Origin of the sequence: Streptomyces sp. NPDC058469, assembly GCF_042721125.1 — a bacterium.
GTDB lineage: Bacteria > Actinomycetota > Actinomycetes > Streptomycetales > Streptomycetaceae > Streptomyces.
Genome location: NZ_JBHXME010000186.1, coordinates 1 through 20,442, shown reverse-complemented (window position 1 = coordinate 20,442; position 20,442 = coordinate 1). Strand labels below are relative to the sequence as shown.

Sequence of the window (20,442 nt, the reverse complement as noted above, 5' to 3'; positions counted from 1 at the left end):
GCTCCGGTGAGTCAGCTCGTCGTCAAACGGCCGCCGCGCGCTCTGCCGCCGGACGTGCCCTCGGGTGAACTGCGGCTGGAGGCGCCGCCGGAACTGCCGCGGGGGCAGCAGGCCATCTGGCAGTCGTCGTGCAGCCGCCTCAGCAGCAGCCGTTGTTCCTCGCCGGACGGCGCAGCACCCGGGTGGGCCACCACTCCCGGTGCCGCCGGGGTCGAGTCGTGCATCGAACGCTGCACGGCCATCTCGTAGGTACGGATCTCGCGGGTCAGCACCAGCATCAGGTTCACCAGGAACGCGTCACGCGACGCCGGTCCCGCCGACTGCGCGATCTGACTGATCTGCCGCCGGGCCACCGGCGCGTCCCCGAGGACCGCCCACAGCGTGGCCAGGTCGTAGCCCGGCAGATACCAGCCCGCGTGCTCCCAGTCCACCAGCACTGGACCGGCCGGTGAGAGAAGGATGTTCGAGAGCAGGGCATCACCGTGACAGAACTGGCCCATCCCGCCGCGGCCCGCCGAGTGCGCGATGCCGTGCAGCAGCTTCTGCAGGTCTCCCATGTCCCGGTCGGTGAGCAGCCCCAGCTCGTGAAAGCGGGAGATACGGGCCGCGTAGTCCAGCGGGGCGTCGAACGTGCCCGCCGGCGGTCGCCAGGCGTTGAGCCGGCAGATGGAGCCGAGTGCCGCCCGGATGTCCGCCCGCGGCGGGGCCTCCGCCGGGTGCCGGTGCAGCGCAGCCACCCGGCCCGGCATCCGCTCGATGACGAGCGTGCAGTTGTCCGGGTCCGCCGCGATCAGTCGCGGCACCCGCACCGGCGGGCGGTGCCGGACGAACGAGCGGTAGGCCGCTATCTCGTGCCGGATCCGCTCGGCCCACGCGGGGGAGTGGTCCAGTAAACACTTCGCCACTGCCGTGCTGCGTCCGGTCGTTCCGACCAGGAGCACGGAGCGTCCGTTGCGGCGTAGCACCTGCACCGGAGCGAACTCCGGGCAGATCCGGTGCACCGACGCGATCGCCGTACGCAGCTGGGCGCCCTGAGGGCCGGACAAGTCGAGTCTCCCGCTGAGCGGTTGGGGACCGAGCCCGGGAACGCGCCGCGGCCTGCCCGCACCGAGCACGGGGCCGGCCCCCGGCCGCGCCGGGTCGAGGTAGGGGCCGCCGGCGCCCGGGTGGGGGTGCAGCGACCGGGGCGGGGCGGACACGGAGGACGATGCTGTGTACATGGGAGATACAGATCCCTTCGTGTGCCTGCAGTGCCTGTCCAAGCAAGCGCGCTCCCCGGCCCTGTCCCCCGGGTGCATCCTGGGGAATGTCCCTCGGTGACCGGGTCGGGGTGGCGCGTTCCTACCTGACACCAGATGCGCAGTGGCACACCATCTGGCGCACCCTGGCGAACCATGGCGAATAGTCGCCCGGCAACCCGCACCGGGCTATGTTCAAGTCAGCCGAGAACCTGGGGGCTTGATGTGAACGGACAACCCAACTCCCGTCTCTCGGACCTGTTCGGCCTGGCCGGCTGGTCCAAGGGCGAGCTCGCGCGGAGGGTCAACCGGCAGGCGGCGGCCATGGGCCACCCCCAGCTGTCGACCGACACCTCGCGGGTACGGCGTTGGATCGACACGGGAGAGATTCCGCGCGATCCGGTGCCGAGGGTGCTGGCGGCTCTGTTCACCGAGCGTCTCGGCCGTGTCGTGACCATCGAGGACCTCGGTCTGGTCCGGCACGGGCGTACGGGGAAACGGCCCGACGACGGGAGTGTGGAACATCCCGACGGTGTGCCGTGGGCGCCCGAACGGACTGCTGCGGTCCTCACCGAATTCACGGGAATGGACCTCATGCTCAACCGACGCGGCTTGGTGGGCGCGGGCGCCGCGCTCGCCGCAGGCTCCGCACTCAGCAGCGCCATGTACGACTGGCTGCACTCCGATCCGACTCTTTCCGCCGACGCTCCCCGGTTCGACGATCCCCTGCACGCCGACCCCGCTGGGTTCGACCGCTATGAGGCCGCCCCCATCGGGTCGCAGGAGATCGAGGAACTGGAGGAGTCCGTCGAGGTGTTCCGAGCCTGGGACGCGGCCCGCGGCGGCGGGCTGCAGCGCAAGGCTGTGGTGGGACAGCTCAACGAGGTGGGCGGCATGCTCGCCTACCGTCACCCCGACCATCTCCAGCGGCGCCTGTGGGGCGTCGCCGCCAACCTCGCCGTACTCGCGGGCTGGATGTCGCACGACGTCGGCCTGGAACCCACGGCCCAGAAGTACTTCGTCATCGCCGCCCACGCGGCCCGTGAGGGCGGTGACCGGCCCCGCGCCGGGGAGGCGCTCTCACGGGCGGCTCGCCAGATGGTGCACCTGGGCCGGCCCGACGACGCACTCGATCTCATGAAGCTCGCCAAGGCCGGTTCCGGCGACGCGGTGCTGCCGCGCACCCGGGCGATGCTCTGCACCATCGAGGCCTGGGCACAGGCGTCGATGGGCAAGGGCCAGGCCATGCGGCGCACCCTCGGCCAGGCGGAGGACCTCTTCGTCTCCGACCGCGGCGACGTACCGTCCCCGAGCTGGATGCAGACGTTCAAGGAGGAGGACCTCTACGGCATGCAGGCCCTGGCCTACCGCACACTGGCCGAGTACGAGCCCGAAGCGGCCGTGCACGCCCAGTACTTCGCGGAGAAGGCCCTGGCGCTGCGGGTCGACGGACGGCAGCGGTCGAAGATCTTCGACTTCCTGTCGATGGCCTCCGCCTGCTTCATCGCCGACGACCCCGAACAGGCGGACAGGTACGCGCGGTTGGCCCTGGTGTCGATGGGATCGAACTCCTCCCACCGCACCTGGGACCGGCTGCGCGAGATGTACCGGCTCACCGCCCAGTACTCCAGCTATCCGAGGATCCACGAACTGCGGGAGGAGATCGAACTCGCGCTGCCGAAGACACAGTCGAAGAGCCCGAGGGCCAGGGGTGGCAACAGCGCACAGGCGTAGGAGTCCTGTGTAGTTGACCGTCCGTCAAGGGCGGTTTGGTCAGAGGCTGTTGGTCAGGTGTCAGGTTGTCCTGGCGACGAGCACGCAGGCGTCGTCCTCGCGCTCGGTGTCGCCGAACTCCTCCACGACCATCCGTACGCAGTCCTGTGCGGTGCGCGCCTCGCCGAACCGCGGGGCCAGGTCCAGGAGTCGGTCCACGGCCTGTGGTCCGCTGTGCCCCGGCACCAGTCCGTCGGTGTGCAGCAGCAGTACGTCGCCCGCTTCGAGGGTTTCCTCGGCCTGTCCGTAGGCCGCTCCCGAGGTGGCGCCGAGCAGGACGCCGTCCGGTGCGCTCAGCATGCGCCCCGTCCCGCCGCGGAACAGCAGTGGGGCGGGGTGTCCTGCCTGCGCCCACGCCAGGGTGCGGGTCTCGGGCCGGTAGCGGCAGCACACCGCGCTGCCCAGGGCCGGTTGCACGGTGGCGTCGAGTAACTGGTTGAGCCAGGACATCAGTTGACCGGGTTCGGTGCCCGCCATCGCCATACCGCGCAGGGCGCCGAGCAGCATCGCCATGCCCGAAGTGACGGCGACACCGTGTCCGGTGAGGTCGCCGACGCTCAACAGGGTGGCGCCGTCGGACAGTTGGAGCGCGTCGTACCAGTCGCCGCCGATCAGCGCGCTCGTCGACGAGGGCAGATAGCGGGCGGCCAGGTCCAGTGTCTCCGGCCCCTGGTGCGGGAGCCGCAGGGAGCCGCGCCACGGCGGCAGCACGGCCTCCTGCAGCTCGACCGCGAGCCGGCGCTCGGTCTGCGCGTGGTGCCGGTGGCGCTGCAGCGAGTCACGGGTCTCGCTCACCGTCCGCTGGCTGCGGCGCAGTTCGCTGACATCCCGCAGCACGGCCCACATCGAGGCGGTGCCGCCGTCGGCGTCGAGCACTGGCTCGCCCATCATGTGCACGGTCCGTACGGTGCCGTCCGGCCGTACGATGCGGAACTCGCCGTCGATGGGCTTGGCGTCGATCAGGCAGTCCGTGACCATCGCGGTCAGCCCCGGCCGGTCCTCGTCGAGGATCAGGGACGGCAGTTCGTCCAGGGTGAGCGGGGGAGCGGCCGGATCGCGGCCGAGGATCTGATACAGCTCCCCGGACCAACTCGCCTCGTCCGTCAGCAGATTCCACTCCGCGCTGCCGACCCGGCTGAGCAGCGAGTCATCCCGCGGCGCGTCCGGTACGGCGGTCGGTGCGGACGGCGCCTCGACGGCGGCCGGCACGGGCGGCGGGCCGTCCCGCAACTGGGCCAAGTGCTCGTCGAGGTCGTTGAGTTGATGCAGCGCCAGATCGCACAGCGCCCGCTGCCACCGCTCCCGCGGATCCGCACCGTCGTGCTGCGCGTCCCGCCGTACGGCGTCCACGTCGCCCATGAGCCGCCGAGCCTGCGATATCAGCGCGTCGACCGAGCCGCGCGCGGGCGGCTGGGCGGCGGGGCGGTCCGCAGAGAGGTGGGACGGCATGACGCACTCCGATGCGGGGACGGTACGACCAAGGCGGATGGAGGGACCGGTTACGACTGTCGCACAGGCTGCGACGCCCTGTAAGGGATTTGGCAACACACGATCCGGTGGTGCTTCTGGCATATGCCAGCGTCTTCACTGGCGGCCGGTGCCGTGCTCGTGGCGCAGCTGTCCTGGTGGGGCAAGTCGTAGACGCCGTACGCGAGTTGAAGGATTGATTACCCTTCTGGGCCGACATTCAACCACCTGTTCGATGGCTTCGCGTTCGCGCGGCGAGGGCGCCCGTTGTGCGGCTGAAAAGTGTTGCTCAAATGAGTGATCCGCAGTTCGCAACGGTCATTTTGAGTCGTTGCTTTGTTTTAGCCATGACAATTCTGTGGACGTGATGCCACGCTGCTGTGCACCACGCTCACCGAGCGTTCACTTCCTCCTCGCTCTTCCTCCTCACACCCGCGCGCCCGCCGGACGGCCGTACCCCGGCCCGACCCGCTCTCCAGGACTCCACCGAGTCCGATCACCCCACATAAGGAGAACGCCTTGACCCGGCATGACCGTTATCCGCACCACCCCAGATACACCGCCGCACTGGTCCTCACCGCGGTCGGCACCCTGCTGGCGGCCGGTATGCAGACCGGCGCCGCCTCCGCCGCCCCGGGCGGTCACAGCGCCCCCGCGAAGATCCTGGCCACTCCTCGGGCCGGATCGGCCCCGGCCGCCCTGTCGTCGGCGAAGCACGCCGCCCTCCTCAAGAGCGCGGGCACGGCCGTCAAGAGCACGGCGAAGACCCTCGGCCTCGGGGTCAAGGAGAAGCTCGTCGTCAAGGACGTCACGCAGGACGCCGACGGCACCACCCACACCCGCTACGAGCGGACGTACTCCGGGCTGCCCGTCCTCGGCGGCGACCTGGTCGTCCACGCCAAGAGCGGCCGCCTGACGGTGTCGAAGGCCGCGAAGGCCGGCCTGACCCTGCCGGACATCACCCCGAACGTGACCTCGGCGACGGTGAAGGCCAAAGCGCTCGCGAGCGCGGCCAAGGCGGGCGGCAAAGAGGCCAAGCTCGACGGCGCCCCGCGGCTCGTCGTCTGGGCCGCCGGAGCCAAGCCCGTCCTCGCCTGGGAGGCGGTGGTCGGCGGCTTCCAGGACGACGGCACGCCCAACGAACTCCATGTGATCACCGACGCCGACTCGGGCAAGGCCGTCTTCCAGTACCAGGGCATCGAAACGGGCACCGGCACCGGCCAGTTCAACGGAGCGGTCCCGCTCAGCACCACGCTCTCCGGTTCGACGTACCAACTCGTCGACGGCGACCGCGCCGGACACCGCACCTACGACCTGAACCAGGGCACCTCCGGCACCGGCACCCTCTTCACTGATGACAACGATGTCTGGGGCGACGGAACCCAGGCCAACCGGCAGACCGCGGGCGTGGACGTCGCGTTCGGCGCTGCGGCGACCTGGGACTACTACAAGGACGTCTTCGGCCGCAACGGCATACGCAACGACGGAGTGGCCGCCTACAGCAGGGCCCACTACGGCAACAGCTACGTGAACGCGTTCTGGGACGACAGCTGCTTCTGCATGACCTACGGCGACGGCTCGGGCAACACCCACCCGCTGACGGCGCTGGACGTGGCCGCGCACGAGATGAGCCACGGCGTCACCGCCGCCACCGCCGGCCTCACCTACTCCGGCGAGTCGGGCGGCCTCAACGAGGCCACCTCGGACATCTTCGCCGCCGCGGTGGAGTTCCACGCCAACCTGCCCGCCGACGTCCCCGACTACATGGTCGGCGAGAAGATCGACATCAACGGCAACGGCACACCGCTGCGTTACATGGACAAGCCCTCCAAGGACGGTGCGTCCCGCGACTATTGGAGCTCGACGCTCGGCAGTGTCGACGTCCACTACTCCTCGGGTCCGGCGAACCACCTCTTCTATCTGCTGTCCGAGGGCAGCGGCGCGAAGACCGTCAACGGGGTCGCCTACGACAGCCCGACCTACGACGGCGTGCCCGTCGCCGGCATCGGCATCGACAACGCCCAGAAGGTCTGGTACCGGGCGCTCACCACGTACATGACCTCGTCCACGAACTACGCCGGTGCCCGCACCGCGACCCTGCAGGCCGCCGCGGACCTCTTCGGCGCCTACAGCCCCACGTACCTCGCCGTGGCCGACGCGTGGGCGGCGATCAACGTGGGCAGCCGGATCGCGCTCGGCGTGAACGTGGCCCCGGTCGCCGCTCAGATCAGCGGAGTCGGCCAGGCCGTCTCCCTCCAGACGGACGCGTACACCACCAACTCCGGTGCGGGCCTGACCTATTCGGCCACGGGACTGCCCGACGGACTGACCATCAGCAGCACCGGCCTGATCTCCGGCATCCCGACCACCCTCGGGACCAGCGACGTCACGGTGACCGTCACCGACGACACGGGCGCGACCGCCACCGCCGCCTTCAGCTGGCGGATCGCCAACATCTACGCGAGCGCCACCCGCGTCGACATCCCCGACGTCGGCGCCGCCGTGGAGTCCCCGATCACGGTCACCGGCCGCGACGGCAACGCCTCGGCCACCAGCCAGGTCTACGTCAAGATCGTCCACACCTACCGGGGCGACCTGACCGTCGACCTGGTCGGCCCGAACGGAACCGTCTACTCTCTGCTGAACCGCACCGGCGGCTCCACCGACAACGTCGACCAGACCTTCACCGTCGACGCCTCCGCCCAACCGGTCAACGGCACCTGGAAGTTGCGGGTGCAGGACCACGCCGCGCTCGACGTCGGCTACATCGAGCAGTGGCAGCTCACTCCGTGAACCGGCCGGGCTAGCCCTGTAGTTCGGGGATCACCGGTCGGGTTCGGAGACTGACAGCCCGAGTTGGTTCTGGCCGCGCCGGCCCCCACGGAGGCGCGGTCAGAATCGATCGGCGTACTCAGCCAGTTGCACGGTGTGCCGCGGTCACGGTGTGACCAGCCGATCCTGTTCCACCGGCGGGGTGCCGCCGTACCCGTCCAGGGCCTTGCCGAAGCGGACCAACTCGCCGTAGTGGGTGGGGTCGACGTGCTCGGCGAAGACGAGGTCGAGGACGGCACTCGCTGCCTCGGCCGGGGACTGGGCCTGGCTGAAGTCGCTGAATCACGGGCGGGAGGTGGCCGTGTCGACCATGCCCGGGCACACCGAGGCGATCAACGTGCCCGTCGCCAGGTCGTGTTCGCGGCGTTCCGCGGCGACCGCGCGGACGGCGGCGACCTGGGCCACCTTCGAGGGCACGTTCAGCCAGAGCGGCCAGCCCGCTTCGGCCGTGGTCCGGTGGTGGACGGCGCCGCGCCAGGACTCGACGGCGTACTCGACCTGGTCCAGGCTCGCGCCGTCGAACAGGTCGTGCAGCGAGGGGTCGAGGTGGTGCCCGAGGGCGCCGAGGCCGCTGGCCACGACGAGGAACCGGCCGCCCGGGCGCGGGACGGGGCCGGCGGCACCCCGGCACTGGTACGCGCCCTGCGCGCCGGCAGTCTTGACCTGGCGCTGCTGGCGTCGGCGCCGCCGTTCCGGCCGTCGGACACCGAATCGCCGCCGCTGGTGCTCCGCACGCTCACCGAGCGCCCGCTGTACCTCGCGGTGCCCGCCACGCATCCACTGGCCCGCGGCGACTACGTCGACGTGGCCGGCCTGCGCGGGCAGCGCTGGATCGTGAGTCCGTCCTCCGGCGAGGACCGGCTCATGAGGGTGTGGCCGGGGCTGGACGAGCGGCCCGAGATCGTCCACACCGCGCGCGACTGGCTGGCCAAGCTCCAACTCGTCGCGGCCGGCTGCGGGTTGACCGCCGTGACCGGGCCCCTCGCCCCCCGCCGTACCGCCGGGCGCGTCCTGCCGGTGCGCGGCGGCCCCCAGGAACAGCGCCGCCTGCTGCTGGCCCGACTTCCGCACCCGCCCACCGAAGCGCTCACCCGCGTGTCGGCCGCCCTCCGGCTCGCGGCCCTCGACGCCTACACCCCGAGCACGGCACCCACACAGGAGTGAGCCCTCCAGCTGGCCCATCGGCCCGACCGGGTTTCCCAACTCGTCATCGCTGGGCGGGCTTTGGTCCGCGATGCGCCACCCGTGCGCCGAGCAGCACCGGTAGGTTCCGCCGGTCAGTAGTCCGTCGCTGTGGCTACGGCGCCCGCACGCGATGGAGTTGCTCAGCCGCCGGCCCGGCCCTCTTCCCCGACACGGCGTCGCCCGGCGGACGTTGGCCCGCAACGCAACACCCGCGCACCGAGCAGCACCGCACATGCCCCCACGGTCAACAGCCCGCCGGTGAGGAACGTGCCCCGCACATCCGCGAGCCGCAGCACGAGTCCCCCTAGCGCCGCGCCGGCCGCGATACCGGCGTTGTAGGAACCGGAGTTGGCCGCGAGCGCGATATCCGTACGTCCCGGTGCGCACTGGAGCATCGCGTTCTGGGCGGTCATGAACACCGGCCCGAGCGCACCGCCCATCAGCACCAGGAACACCACCGCCGCCACCGGATGGGTGCCGGCCGCGTACAGGCCGAGCATGCCCACCGCCTGCGTGGCGACGGCGGTGCTCAGCGCGGCCTGGGGGAAGCGGTCCAGCACCGCCCCGGTGACGGTCACCCCGGCCAGACACGCGACGCCGAACACCACCAACAGGACGCCGACCGCGCTCGGCGAGAACCCGCTCACGTCCCCGAGGAACTTCACGATGTACGTGAATCCCGCGAACGCCCCGGTGGCGGCCAGGGTCCCGGCCGCCAGTACGGTCCTGAACCGACGGGCGTCGGGACGGGTGCCGTAGGCCGCCTGCTCCTCGTCCGGGCGCGAGGTCGGCAGCAGCGAGGCGATCGTCACCAGGGACACGAACCCCAGAGCCGCCGGCACGGCGATCGGTACGGGCCAGCCCTCGCGACGGCCCAGCCAGGTACCGGCGGGCACCCCGAGCACGAGGGCCAGCGAACCGGCGACGGACAGCGCACCGATGACCCGCCCACGGACCTCGGGCGCGAACAGGCCCACCGCGACCGGCCCCATCACGGCCCAGAACAGCGCCTGGGCCAGTGCGGTCAGCAGCCGCGCCGCGAGAAGCAGCCCGTACGACGTGGCCAGTGCCGCCACCACACTGGACACGACCAGCGCGGCCAGCAGTGCCGTGAGCACATGGCGCCGGGCCACACCCCGCATGACGTGGGCGAGGGGGACGGACGCGACGGCCACCGTCACGCCGTAGCCGGTGACCAGTAGCCCGACCGCCGGCACGGAGACCCGCAGGCTCTCTGCGATGAGTTCCAGGAGGCCGATCGGCAGGTTCTCCGCGGTGTTGAAGGTGAAGGCGGCGAGCATCAGGGCCGCGAGCACCGCCGACCTGTGCCACCGCGGCCGTCGCACCTGTTCCGCGGCCCCGTCCATGGGCCCACTTCACCGGGCTCACCCGTCCCACCGCAAACGAATTCACCGGCAGCCACACCCATCGACGGTAGAGTGACGCAGGTCACATCAACTCATTCGGGGTTTCGCGTAATGCGAACGGCACCTGCGAGGTCGTACAAGCACACGGCAATCCGGCCGACCTCACACCCGCAGTGGAGACCGACCATGGACATCACCCTCGAACAGCCCACCCGAGCCCGGCTGATCACGGCGGAGGACACGGAGATTCCCGTGTCCGCCACGCTCCGCTACCTCGCCTCGGACCCGCTGGCCGTGCACCTCGACTTCCCGCCGGAGGTCTCCCTCGACGGCGACGGTGTCACCTGGACCTTCGCCCGGTCGCTGCTGGAGGAGGGGCTGCGCAGGCCGGCCGGCGGTGGGGACGTGCACCTGTGGCCGTGCGGCCGGGCCCGTACGGTGCTGGAGTTCCACTCGCCGTTCGGACTCGCCCTGCTCCACTTCCACACCCCGGAGCTGCGCCGCTTCCTGCTGCGGACCTACGACGTGGTGGCCACCGGGCAGGAGGACATGGACGCGGTCGTCGACCGGGGCCTGAGTGCCCTGTTCGGGAACGTCTGAGGACAACTCGGCGCCCCGAAGGCGACTTTGACTTTTGTTCACCTCCATCTCACCGTGTGGGGATGGACCTTCGCGATCACCCCGTGCACCCTTGCGCGCGGTGTGCCGCTCGGGCACGCCTGTGACGAGGGCGGGGCGAATGACACCGATCAGCCGAAGAGGCTTCGTGGGACTCGGTGCCACCGTGGCGGCGGGCATGGCGACCGGCGCCGGCACACGGCCTGCGGTCGCGGCGCAGCAGGCGGCGACCGGCACGATCTCGGACGTGAAACACGTGGTGATCCTCATGCAGGAGAACCGCAGCTTCGACCACTACTTCGGGCGCCTCAAGGGCGTCCGCGGCTTCGACGACCGCAGCGGCATCACGCTGAGCGGCGGCTACCCGGTCTTCAACCAGCCCAACGGCGGGGGCCGTCAGTACCCGTGGAAGCTGAGCGCCACCCCGGCCGCGGGCGGCCAGGACGGCGAGACCCTCGCGCAGTGCAACGGCGACCTGCCGCACTCCTGGTCCTCCCAGCACTCCGCGTGGAACAAGGGTCGCCTCGACACCTGGGTCTCGGGCGTGGGCAACGTCCGCTCGCTGGGCTACCTCGACCGGGCCGACATCCCGTTCCACTACGCGCTCGCCGACAACTACACGATCTGCGACGCCTACTTCTGCTCCACGCTCAGCGCGACCGGCCCCAACCGCACCTATCTGTGGAGCGGCAAGGTCGACTCCTCCAGCTACGACGGCGGTGACGAGTCCGGCCTGACCTGGCAGACCTACGCCGAGTCCCTGCAGAACGCCGGAGTGACCTGGAAGGTCTACCAGAACGCGGCGGACAACTACGGCGACAACGCCTGCGCCTACTTCAAGAACTTCGCCAACTCCAAGGCGGGCAGCCCCCTTTACGACCGAGGCATGTCCTCCGTCCCGGCCGCGACCGGCTCGACCCCCGACGACATCGCCGCCGCCATCAAGGCCGACGTCCTCGCGGGCACCCTCCCGCAGGTCTCCTGGGTGGTCCCCAACCAGGCCTTCTCCGAACATCCCTACGCCCCGCCCGGCGACGGCGCCCACTTCGTCGGCCTCGTCTACCAGGCCCTCGCCGCCGACCCGGACGTCTTCGACTCGACCGTCCTGTTCCTCAACTACGACGAGAACGACGGCTACTTCGACCACGTCCCGCCACCCGCCCCGCCCGCCGGCACCGACGGCGAGTTCCTCAACGGCGTCCCGTACGGCTTCGGCTTCCGCGTCCCGATGATCGTCATCTCGCCCTGGACGCGCGGCGGTTGGGTCTCCTCCGAGGTCTTCGAGCACACCTCGGTCCTGCGCTTCCTGGAGACCTGGACCACGACCCTCGGCAGGCCCGCGGCCTGCCCCAACATCAGCACCTGGCGCCGCAAGGTCAGCGGCGACCTGACCGGCGTCTTCGACTTCGCCCACCCGGTCTACGGCTCCGTCTCGCTCCCCGCGACAAGCGTCATCGGCCTCTCCACCTGCGGCCCGCTGCCCAACCCGGTGCCGACGGACAACGCCCTGCCCGCGCAGGAGACCGGCACCCGGCCCGCCCGTGCGCTGCCGTACCAGCCCAACGGTTTCTTGGATCACCTGGAGTTCGGGTCGAGCGGCAAGATCCTCGCCTGGTTCGCCATGACCAACCAGGGCGGCGCCGCCAAGAGCGCCGCCCACCTCTCCATCCATCCCAACGCCTACCGCGACACCATGCCCTGGCAGTACACGGTCGACCCGGGCGGCACCGCCTCCGACTACTTCAACATCGGTACGGGCTACGGCAGCGGCAAGTACGACATCACCATGGTCGGCCCCAACCGCTTCCTGCGCCGCTTCCAGGGTGACGCGACGAAGGCGGGCAAGTCCGTTGAGGTGAGCACCCGTTACGCCGTCGAGTCGGGCACGGGCAAGCTCGCCATCTACTTCAAGATGACCAACTCGTCCGCCGCGTCGGTGAAGTTCACCATCACCTCCAACCACTACCGCGGTGACGGACCGTGGACCTACACGGTGGCCGCGGGCGCGTCGACGGAGGACTTCTTCAACGCCGTGGCGTACCAGGGCGGTTGGTACGACTTCACGGTCACCGTCGACTCCGACGCGACCTGGTCGCGCCGGTTCACCGGGCACCTGGAGTCGGGCGCGGCGAGCGTCAGCGGCTGAGGTCGGCGTACAGGTCCGGGCGCGCGGCGAGTTCGACGGCCACCCGGCCGCCGCTCTCCAGCGCCCGGACCCCGGCCTCGGCGATCGCGGAGGACGCGTAGCCGTCCCAGACGCTCGGGCCGGTGACCTGACCCCGCCGGGTGGCGTCGACCCAGGACTGCACCTCACGGTCGTAGGCGTCGGCGAACCGGACGAGGTAGTCCACCGGCACGTCCTCGTGGGCGCTGCCCCGCGTGGTGACGACCATCGCGCGGTCCTCGCCGATCCGGGCGCTGCCCGCCTCGCACACGGCCTCGCAGCGGACCTGGTAGCCGAAGCCGCAGTTGACGAAGACCTCGACGTCGACCAGGGCGCCCCCGTCGGTCTCGAAGAGGACGAGCTGCGGGTCGAGCAGCCCCTCCGGGGCGTTCGCCGACGAGCGCGGGCTGAGCACGGTCACCGCGGTGAGTTCCTGGCCGAGCAGCCAGCGGGCCGCGTCGATCTCGTGCGACACGGAGCTGTCGATGAGCATCGCCGAGGTGAAGTACGGCGGCGAGGACACATTGCGGTGGGTGCAGTGCAGCATCAACGGGCGTCCCAACTGCCCGTTGTCCAGCAGGGACTTGAGGCCCTGGTACTCGGCGTCGTAGCGCCGCATGAACCCGATCTGCGCCAGCCGTCGGCCGAGCCGTGCCTCCGCCTCCACCACCCGGAGCGCTCCGGTGGAGTCGGGCACCATGGGCTTCTCGCACAGCACCGGCAGGCCGCGTGCGAAGGCCGCGAGCAGTGCCTCCTCGTGCGCGGGACCCGGCGAGGCGATGAGCACCGCCTCGACCCCGGGGGCGTCCAGCGCGGCCACGGCGTCCTCGTGCACCGCGACCGCGTCCAGACCGGCCACCGCCTCCTTGGCACGATCCGTGTCCGGGTCGGCCACCGCGGCGACCCTGGCGCCGCTCACCACCTGGTCGAGGCGTCGTATGTGGTCGGCTCCCATGTGTCCCGCACCCAGTACGGCCACGCCCAGCAGGTCACCCACGTGTGCTCTCCCTCTACGTCGACGATCAAGCCGTAGCGTACGCCGCAGGGGATAGGTGACTTCAGGAGTGCGGGGGCCTCAGTAGCGCAGCACGCCCGCGATGCCGTCCGCGTCGTTCAGGGTGCCGTCGGGGACGAAGCGGACGTCGGCGCCGGTCTCCAGGCACCGTTCGACGATCTCGTCCACTATGTCCTCGCGGGCGTCGAGATCGCTGCCGTCGGCCGGGATCAGATGGTCGCCGTGGTCGTCGCGGACCGTGACGCGGTAGTTCTCCTCGACGGCCAGCAGCCGGACCCGGCCCTCGCGGGCGTTCTGCCAGACCTCGTCGACGCCGGCCGCGAACTCCTTGCGCCCACGCGCGGATTCGAGTTCCCGGGCCACGGTGACGGTACTCTTGCGCGCCTCCGCGTCGACCAGCGGTCGTACGGCCTGCCACACGGCGTCGGGCGTGCCGTGCGCGAGGCCGCCGTGGGCGATGTGCACCGCGTCCTTGGTGGCGCTGCCGACCTCGTCCAGAGCGGACAGGGCGGCCTGTTCGCCGGTGATGTAGAGCGGGCGCCGGTGCTCGCGCAGGATCCGGCCCATCGCGGTGTCGGCCTCGCGCAGGAAGTGGCGGGTGTCCTCGTCGCGGAAGGTGCTCGGGATGTCGCCGATCCGCTCCTGGCGCTCGGCGTCGAAGTTGTCCCGGTGGTCGCGGGTCAGCGGGAAACCGCCGGTGTGGTCCTCGACGACCCGGTCGACACCGCCGTTCCACAGCGTGACGCGGTCCGCGGCGAGCGACAGCACCCAGAACGGGCGCTCGGAGGCCTGCGCGGAGACGAGATTGCGGGTGAGGAACGTGTCCGAGAGCACCACACGTTCGGGCACGGACCTGGCGAGGGACCACACCTGGTGCTCGCCCGGCGCGGCGAAGATCACCAGACCGTCCTCGGCGTGCGCCAGATCGACCTCGGCGAGGGCCTGGTCGAGCTGGCGGGAGACGTCGATGCGCCGCTCCCGGGGGACCGCGGGATCGGCCTCCAGCTGCTTCTTGGCCTCGGACAGCACATTGCGCAGCCGGACCGGATCCTGGGCGTTGTCGGGTTCGCGACGATGTGTCGGGGTGAGCACGGAGACCGCGGGGTAGGGGCGCGGGCGCCGCAGTTCGGTGAGAGTGGCGGGACTCAGTGCGTGCTCCATAACAGCACGATAGGGCCGATCGGCGGATGGGGCATATGGGGGAAGCCCGCCAGGCAAATGGGGTGATTGATTGCTGACGTCGCTCGGGTGACGCAGGCCGCCACTATCGACCCCCGAACCTCCACCGCCGAGCCGACCCTGCCGACGCTCACCGGGTACAGGGTCACCAGGTCGCGGTCGGCGAAGGTGACGACGGTGTCGAGGTGCATCGCGGAGCGCAGCTTCGGCATCCCGGCGACGACGACGTGCTCGGCGGCGCCCACGACAAGGGCCCCGGCATCGACATCGTCGACGAGGGCCCGACCCCGTTCACCGACATCGTCGCCAAGGCGCTCGGCCTGCCCGAACGGCGCGTCGTGGAGACGGGCGGCGACGTCTACGCCTCCGAACGCCAGCAGTGGGACAGCGGCAACAACGCGGTCGCGCTGGAACCGGGCGTGGTCTTCACCTACGACCGCAACACCCAGACCAACTCCCTGCTGCGCGAGGCCGGCGTCGAGGTCACCACGATCGTCGGCGCCGGACTGGGGCGTGGCCGGGGTGGCGGGCACTGCATGACCTGCCCGATCGTGCGGGACCCGGTGGAGTTCTGAAGCCGCAGGACGTCGCGTGAAGTCGCGGGCGCTCCCGAGTTGTTGAGCAACTCTTTGCCCGTGGCCGATTCCTGACGAGAACCACCCGGCGGGGCCCCGGTCCGCGTATCTCGGGAGCGCAAAGCGCGGCCGAAAACCCGGGGTCGGCGAGGCCGTTCAGGTTACGGACATGTTGACCGGCCCTGGGGACATGACACACGCTCGTCATATAGGTGCTGGATACATCTGGTTCGGCGGGTGCGGGTCGGGCGTGTGGGGACACGCAGGTGGGCGACCTGCATCCGGCGGACCGAACGCAGGAGGTAACGCATGTGCGGCATCACCGGCTGGGTCTCCTTCGACCGTGAACTGCGCACCGAGGCCGCGACATTGGATGCAATGACGGAGACGATGGCCTGCCGCGGACCGGACGACCGAGGCACCTGGGTCCAGGGTCCCGCGGCCCTCGGACACCGTCGGCTCGCGATCATCGACCTGCCCGGCGGCCGTCAGCCGATGACCGCCGACACGGCGGACGGCACGGTCGCGCTCGTCTACTCGGGGGAGACCTACAACTTCACCGAACTCCGCCGCCAACTCGCCGACAGGGGACACCGGTTCACCACCGACTCCGACACCGAGGTCGTGCTGCGCGGCTATCTCGAATGGGGTGACGCGGTCGCCGAACGCCTCAACGGCATGTACGCCTTCGCGATCTGGGACGGCCGCCGCGACCAGCTCGTCATGATCCGCGACCGCATGGGCATCAAGCCCTTCTATTACCACCCGACCTCCGACGGCGTCCTGTTCGGCTCCGAACCGAAGGCGATCCTCGCCAACCCGCTGGCCCGCGCCAGGGTCACCCTGGACGGCCTGCGCGAACTCTTCACCATGATCAAGACACCCGGACACGCCATCTGGGACGGCATGCGCGAGGTCGAGCCCGGCACCGTCGTCACCGTCGACCGCTCGGGCCTACGGCGCCGCGTCTACTGGCAGTTGGAGACCCGCCCGCACACCGACGACCGCGACACCACCGTCGCCGCCGTCCGCACCCTCCTCGACGACATCGTGCGCCGCCAACTCGTCGCCGACGTACCGCGCTGCACCCTGCTCTCCGGCGGCCTCGACTCCTCCGCCATGACCGCGATCGCCGCCCGCCAACTCGCCGAGCACGGCGAGAAGGTGCGCAGCTTCGCCGTCGACTTCGCCGGCCAGAACGAGAACTTCGTCGCCGACGAACTGCGCGGCACCCCCGACACGCCGTACGTCCACGACGTGGCCCGCGCCTCGGGCACGGACCACCAGGACATCGTGCTCGACGTACACGCCCTCGCCGATCTCGACGTACGGGCGAAGATGGTCCGGGCCCGCGATCTCCCCCTGGGCTTCGGCGACATGGACTCCTCGCTGTACCTGTTGTTTCGCGCCATCCGCGAGCAGTCCACCGTCGCGCTGTCCGGCGAGTCCGCCGACGAGGTCTTCGGCGGCTACCTGCAGTTCTTCGACGAGGAGGCGAGGCGCGCCGACACGTTCCCCTGGCTGGTGCGGTTCGGCCGGCACTTCGGGGACGACTCCGACGTACTGCGCGCCGACCTGACCAAGGCCCTGGACACCGAGTCGTACATCGCGGACGGCTACCGCACCGCCGTCTCCGGCATCCAACGCCTCGACGGCGAGAGCGACTTCGAGTACCGCATGCGGCGCGTCTGCCACCTCCATCTCTCCCGCTTCGTACGCATCCTGCTCGACCGCAAGGACCGCGCGAGCATGGCCGTCGGCCTGGAGGTCCGCGTCCCGTTCTGCGACCACCGGCTCGTCGAGTACGTCTTCAACACACCCTGGTCCCTCAAGTCCTACGACGGCCGGGAGAAGACCCTGCTCAGGGAGGCCACCGCGGACGTCCTCCCGCAGTCCGTCTACGACCGGGTGAAGAGCCCCTACCCGTCCACGCAGGACCCCAAGTACGCGGTCGCCCTCCAGGACCACGCCAAGGACCTCCTCGCCCGGCCCTCCCACCCGGTCTTCGACCTCGTGGACCGCGAGAAGCTCCGGCAGGCCGCCCACCGCGACACACCCATCAGCACCCAGGCGGGCCGCCGCGGCCTGGAACGCGCCCTCGACCTGGCGCTCTGGATGGACCTCTACAAGCCCGAGATCGCACTCGGCTGAGCGGTCCCTCAGGGGACCTCGGTGCTGTCCGGCTGGCAGGAACTCCCGCTGGCCGGCAGCGAGCCGTACAGCAGGAAGTCGTTGACCTTGGTGTGCACACACTTGGAAGACGCGTAACCGGTGTGGCCCTCACCCTTGTTGTCCAGCACCACAGCCGAGGAACCGAGCCGCCGGGCCGACTCCACGGTCCAGCGGTACGGCGTCGCCGGGTCGCCCCGGGTCCCGACGAGCAGCATCTTCGCCGCGTCCACGTTCTTGACGTCGTCGCGGATGTAGTCGGTGCCCCGGGGACGGCCGTAGCACATCAGCACCTCGGTGAGCCGGTAGCGGCCGAAAACCGGTGACGCCTGCTCGTACTCGGCGCGCAGGCCGGGGAGGTTCTTGGTGATCTGCTCGGCGGTGGGGCGGTCGGGGTCGTCCGCGCAGTTGATGGCCATCAGCGCGGCCGGGAGGTTGTCGAGCGGGACGTCCTGGGCGTCGACGATCCCGCCGCCTCCGCTCAGATGGGGCAGACCGGTACCGCCCGACGAGAACGCCATGATGGCCCGCGTGTCACCGTCCTCCACCAGCGAGGCGATGGCCCGCTCCAGCGTCGGCCACAACTGCTTGCTGTACAGCGCCTGGCTGATGGCGCCCACCAGATCCTGGCCGGAGAACTGGTCGCCGAAGTCCGTCTGCACCGGGTCCTGGTCGAGCGAGCGGACGAGGTGCACGGCCCGGTCCGGCGCCGATCGCGCGTCTGTCCCGAAAGGACAAGCGATGTCCTGCACACACCAGTTGAGGAAGTCCTCCAGCGCCGTCTGTTGTCCCTCGGCGCCCGCGATCCCTTGCTCGGAGAGCGGTTCGGAGAGGGTGTCGACGCCGTCGAGCACCAACCGGCCCACCTTCTTGGGGAATTGGGCCGCGTACACCGCGCCCAGCCGCGTTCCGTAGGAGAAACCAAGGTAGTTGAGCTTCTTGTCGCCGAGTGCCTGGCGCATCACGTCCAGGTCCCGGGAGGCGTTCACGGTGCCGATGTGAGGCAGGACCGGGCCGGAGTACTTGGCGCAGGTGGCGGCGGCCTTCCGCAACTGCTTGAGGACGACCTTCGGATCGCTGCTGTCCGCGGAGCCCTCGTCGATCGCGGCCGAGCCCTGGTCGGAGCCCTCGCCGCAACTCACGGGCGAGGACTGGCCGACGCCGCGTGGATCGAAGGTGACGACGTCGTAGCCGTTCGTCAGATCCATGAACTCCTTGCCGTCCGAGGCGAGTTCACTGACACCCGCGCCGCCCGGACCGCCGAAGTTCAGCAGCACCGACCCCCTCGACTTCCCGGTCGCCCGGTAACGGGCCAGCGCGAGATCGAGCGTCCCGCCGCCGGGCCTCGCGTAGTCGAGCGGGACGGTGACCTTCCCGCACTGCAGGTCCTTGGGCGCGTCCGGGGTCTTGCACGCGGCCCACTTCACCTGCTGCCGGTAGAACCGGGACAGGTCGGCCTGCGGCCGGTCGTCGGCCGTGGCGAGCGCGGGCAGCCCCGCGCCGAGCAGTGCCAGCGTGAGGAGCCCGGTGAACGCGCAGCCCCGGAACGCGGGCCGCGATGACAGCTTGGCCAGCATCAATGCCTCCAAGAACGCGCCGTGACCAGCGCCTTCGATCACGATAAGGGGGCCTCGCGGGCCCCGCCTCCCGGCGGGCGGACCGGTGATCGGTGCCGTATTCTGCGCCCCTTCAATAGGCATAAGCGGTTTTCCGACTAATACTTTCCGACCGATGAGGATTCGTTACGAGTAGTTCGATAACCGTGACGCTCGATGGAGTGAAAGGCCGATAAGCCATAACTCGGATGGTGCGCCCGCGTTTTATCCGGTGCGGGTGAGTGCCCGCTACATCTCTGGAAGGCAGGGACCCTATGAAACGGGTTACCCGAAACGGTGTGATCGCCGTCGCCGCCGCATCCGGTGCGATGGCCGCGGCGATGCCGGCGTTCGCCGATTCCGGTGCGGACGGTTCCGCGGCCGGTTCGCCCGGGGTGATCTCCGGCAACACCATTCAGCTTCCGGTGCACGTGCCGGTGAACGTGTGCGGGAACACCGTGAACGTGGTGGGGCTCCTCAATCCCGCCGCGGGGAACAGCTGCGCCAACGAAGGCGGCGCGAAAGCGGTTGGTGGCAAGAGGAGCGGCGAGAAGAGCCCCGGTGGGCCGCACGGCGGTGCCGTCGCGCAGGGCGGTGAAAAGGATTCGCCGGGTGTGCTCTCCGGCAACGGAGTGCAGCTCCCGGTCGACCTCCCCGTGAACCTCAGCGGCAATTCCCTGAGCGTGGTCGGCGTCGGCAACCCGACCGTGGGCAACCACTCCGAGAACACCTCGGGCGACCACCCCCACCACCCCACGCGGCCGACCCCGGCACCGCCCACGCCGTCGAAGCCGCACCCGGGTCCACGACCGGTGACGGAGGTGGAGGGGCACCCCGCCCAACCCGCTGCCGAGGCGTCACTCGCCCACACAGGTGCTGACAACACGGTCCCGGCCGCCGTCACGAGCGCGGCCCTCCTCCTGGGCGGCGCCGCCCTGTACCGGCGCAACCGCCCCAGGGCGGGACGCTGACCCGAGCACCCGCTCCGGAACGGAAGGCCCCACCGGGTACGCGACCGGTGGGGCCTCCGTCGTCCGGCACGACCGGGTCAGGGCGGGTCGCCGCGGAGAGGTCATGCGGACAAGGGCGCAGCGGCCATGCGGACAAGAGGGTGGAGGACGCCAACTTCTAGGAACCGTAGGGGAGTTCCTCGGACTGCTCCGCCGGAGCCTTCAGGAGTGCGTGGGCCGCCTTCCGGAACGCGGTCAGCAGCCGGTTGCGCTCGCCGGCGCGGGTCGCGAGGGCGACTTGGCTCGGTTCGCCGC

Annotated in this window: 11 protein-coding genes and 5 pseudogenes; 8 read left to right on the top strand and 8 right to left on the bottom strand. The window is 70.4% G+C overall.

Annotated elements, in window-relative coordinates:
- Window positions 1-110 precede the first annotated feature (110 nt).
- A pseudogene (locus ACFWP5_RS45260) lies at window positions 111-1,220 on the bottom strand (aminoglycoside phosphotransferase family protein); the annotation flags it as partial.
- A 243-nt stretch (window positions 1,221-1,463) separates the two neighbouring features.
- On the opposite strand from ACFWP5_RS45260, the gene ACFWP5_RS45255 reads away from it, so the two are divergent.
- The gene (locus ACFWP5_RS45255) at window positions 1,464-2,972 is read left to right on the top strand and encodes a hypothetical protein (RefSeq protein WP_384170868.1); all 1,509 of its coding nucleotides are present in this window, start codon (window positions 1,464-1,466) and stop codon (window positions 2,970-2,972) included.
- 60 nt (window positions 2,973-3,032) lie between these two features.
- Here the strand turns inward: ACFWP5_RS45255 and ACFWP5_RS45250 are convergent, their stop codons facing one another.
- On the bottom strand, window positions 3,033-4,460 hold the full coding sequence (locus ACFWP5_RS45250; protein WP_384170866.1) for a PP2C family protein-serine/threonine phosphatase: 1,428 nt from the start codon (window positions 4,458-4,460) through the stop codon (window positions 3,033-3,035).
- 537 nt (window positions 4,461-4,997) lie between these two features.
- On the opposite strand from ACFWP5_RS45250, the gene ACFWP5_RS45245 reads away from it, so the two are divergent.
- Entirely contained in the window at window positions 4,998-7,271 is a 2,274-nt protein-coding gene (locus ACFWP5_RS45245) for a M4 family metallopeptidase (protein ID WP_384170864.1), read from the top strand.
- Between the two features lie 144 nt (window positions 7,272-7,415).
- On the opposite strand, the pseudogene ACFWP5_RS45240 reads toward ACFWP5_RS45245, so the two are convergent.
- Window positions 7,416-7,925 (bottom strand): annotated as a pseudogene (locus ACFWP5_RS45240) (carbonyl reductase); the annotation flags it as partial.
- On the opposite strand from ACFWP5_RS45240, the pseudogene ACFWP5_RS45235 reads away from it, so the two are divergent.
- A pseudogene (locus ACFWP5_RS45235) lies at window positions 7,923-8,474 on the top strand (LysR substrate-binding domain-containing protein); the annotation flags it as partial. The pseudogenes ACFWP5_RS45240 and ACFWP5_RS45235 overlap by 3 nt on opposite strands.
- A 161-nt stretch (window positions 8,475-8,635) precedes the next feature.
- On the opposite strand, the gene ACFWP5_RS45230 reads toward ACFWP5_RS45235, so the two are convergent.
- The gene (locus tag ACFWP5_RS45230; protein ID WP_384170862.1) at window positions 8,636-9,862 is read right to left on the bottom strand and encodes an MFS transporter; all 1,227 of its coding nucleotides are present in this window, start codon (window positions 9,860-9,862) and stop codon (window positions 8,636-8,638) included.
- A 186-nt stretch (window positions 9,863-10,048) separates the two neighbouring features.
- On the opposite strand from ACFWP5_RS45230, the gene ACFWP5_RS45225 reads away from it, so the two are divergent.
- Window positions 10,049-10,462, top strand: a complete 414-nt coding sequence (locus tag ACFWP5_RS45225) for an SsgA family sporulation/cell division regulator (RefSeq protein WP_384170860.1) — start codon at window positions 10,049-10,051, stop codon at window positions 10,460-10,462.
- Window positions 10,463-10,601: 139 nt separating this feature from the next.
- A complete protein-coding gene (locus ACFWP5_RS45220) occupies window positions 10,602-12,626 on the top strand; it encodes a phosphocholine-specific phospholipase C (RefSeq protein WP_384170858.1) in 2,025 nt (674 codons plus the stop codon).
- Here ACFWP5_RS45220 and ACFWP5_RS45215 read toward each other — a convergent pair.
- The 3 genes and pseudogenes from ACFWP5_RS45215 to ACFWP5_RS45205 all read right to left on the bottom strand — a co-directional run.
- A complete protein-coding gene (locus ACFWP5_RS45215; RefSeq protein ID WP_384170856.1) occupies window positions 12,616-13,641 on the bottom strand; it encodes a Gfo/Idh/MocA family protein in 1,026 nt (341 codons plus the stop codon). The two genes, ACFWP5_RS45220 and ACFWP5_RS45215, sit on opposite strands and share 11 nt — an antisense overlap.
- Window positions 13,642-13,719: 78 nt before the next feature.
- The gene (locus tag ACFWP5_RS45210) at window positions 13,720-14,820 is read right to left on the bottom strand and encodes a chemotaxis protein (protein ID WP_384170854.1); all 1,101 of its coding nucleotides are present in this window, start codon (window positions 14,818-14,820) and stop codon (window positions 13,720-13,722) included.
- 152 nt (window positions 14,821-14,972) lie between these two features.
- Window positions 14,973-15,083 (bottom strand): annotated as a pseudogene (locus tag ACFWP5_RS45205) (arginine deiminase family protein); the annotation flags it as partial.
- On the opposite strand from ACFWP5_RS45205, the pseudogene ACFWP5_RS45200 reads away from it, so the two are divergent.
- Window positions 15,084-15,413, top strand: a pseudogene (locus tag ACFWP5_RS45200) (arginine deiminase family protein); the annotation flags it as partial. It lies immediately after the preceding pseudogene.
- 309 nt (window positions 15,414-15,722) lie between these two features.
- A complete protein-coding gene (gene asnB, locus ACFWP5_RS45195) occupies window positions 15,723-17,564 on the top strand; it encodes an asparagine synthase (glutamine-hydrolyzing) (protein WP_384170852.1) in 1,842 nt (613 codons plus the stop codon).
- Window positions 17,565-17,572: 8 nt separating this feature from the next.
- On the opposite strand, the gene ACFWP5_RS45190 is transcribed toward asnB, so the two are convergent.
- Window positions 17,573-19,159 (bottom strand): alpha/beta hydrolase, encoded by a 1,587-nt coding sequence (locus ACFWP5_RS45190; protein WP_384170850.1) that lies wholly within the window; start codon window positions 19,157-19,159, stop codon window positions 17,573-17,575.
- Between the two features lie 317 nt (window positions 19,160-19,476).
- Here ACFWP5_RS45190 and ACFWP5_RS45185 point away from each other — a divergent pair, with 317 nt between their 5' ends.
- Entirely contained in the window at window positions 19,477-20,148 is a 672-nt protein-coding gene (locus ACFWP5_RS45185) for a chaplin (protein ID WP_384170848.1), read from the top strand.
- Window positions 20,149-20,442 lie beyond the last annotated feature (294 nt).

Excerpts from the sequence above, each read along its gene's own strand:
- ACFWP5_RS45230 (WP_384170862.1), bottom strand. The coding sequence starts at position 9,862 with ATGGACGGGGCCGCGGAACAGGTGCGACGGCCGCGGTGGCACAGGTCG.
- ACFWP5_RS45220 (WP_384170858.1), top strand. The coding sequence starts at position 10,602 with ATGACACCGATCAGCCGAAGAGGCTTCGTGGGACTCGGTGCCACCGTG.
- ACFWP5_RS45225 (WP_384170860.1), top strand. The coding sequence starts at position 10,049 with ATGGACATCACCCTCGAACAGCCCACCCGAGCCCGGCTGATCACGGCG.
- ACFWP5_RS45210 (WP_384170854.1), bottom strand. The coding sequence starts at position 14,820 with ATGGAGCACGCACTGAGTCCCGCCACTCTCACCGAACTGCGGCGCCCG.
- asnB (WP_384170852.1), top strand. The coding sequence starts at position 15,723 with ATGTGCGGCATCACCGGCTGGGTCTCCTTCGACCGTGAACTGCGCACC.
- ACFWP5_RS45190 (WP_384170850.1), bottom strand. The coding sequence starts at position 19,159 with ATGCTGGCCAAGCTGTCATCGCGGCCCGCGTTCCGGGGCTGCGCGTTC.
- ACFWP5_RS45250 (WP_384170866.1), bottom strand. The coding sequence starts at position 4,460 with ATGCCGTCCCACCTCTCTGCGGACCGCCCCGCCGCCCAGCCGCCCGCG.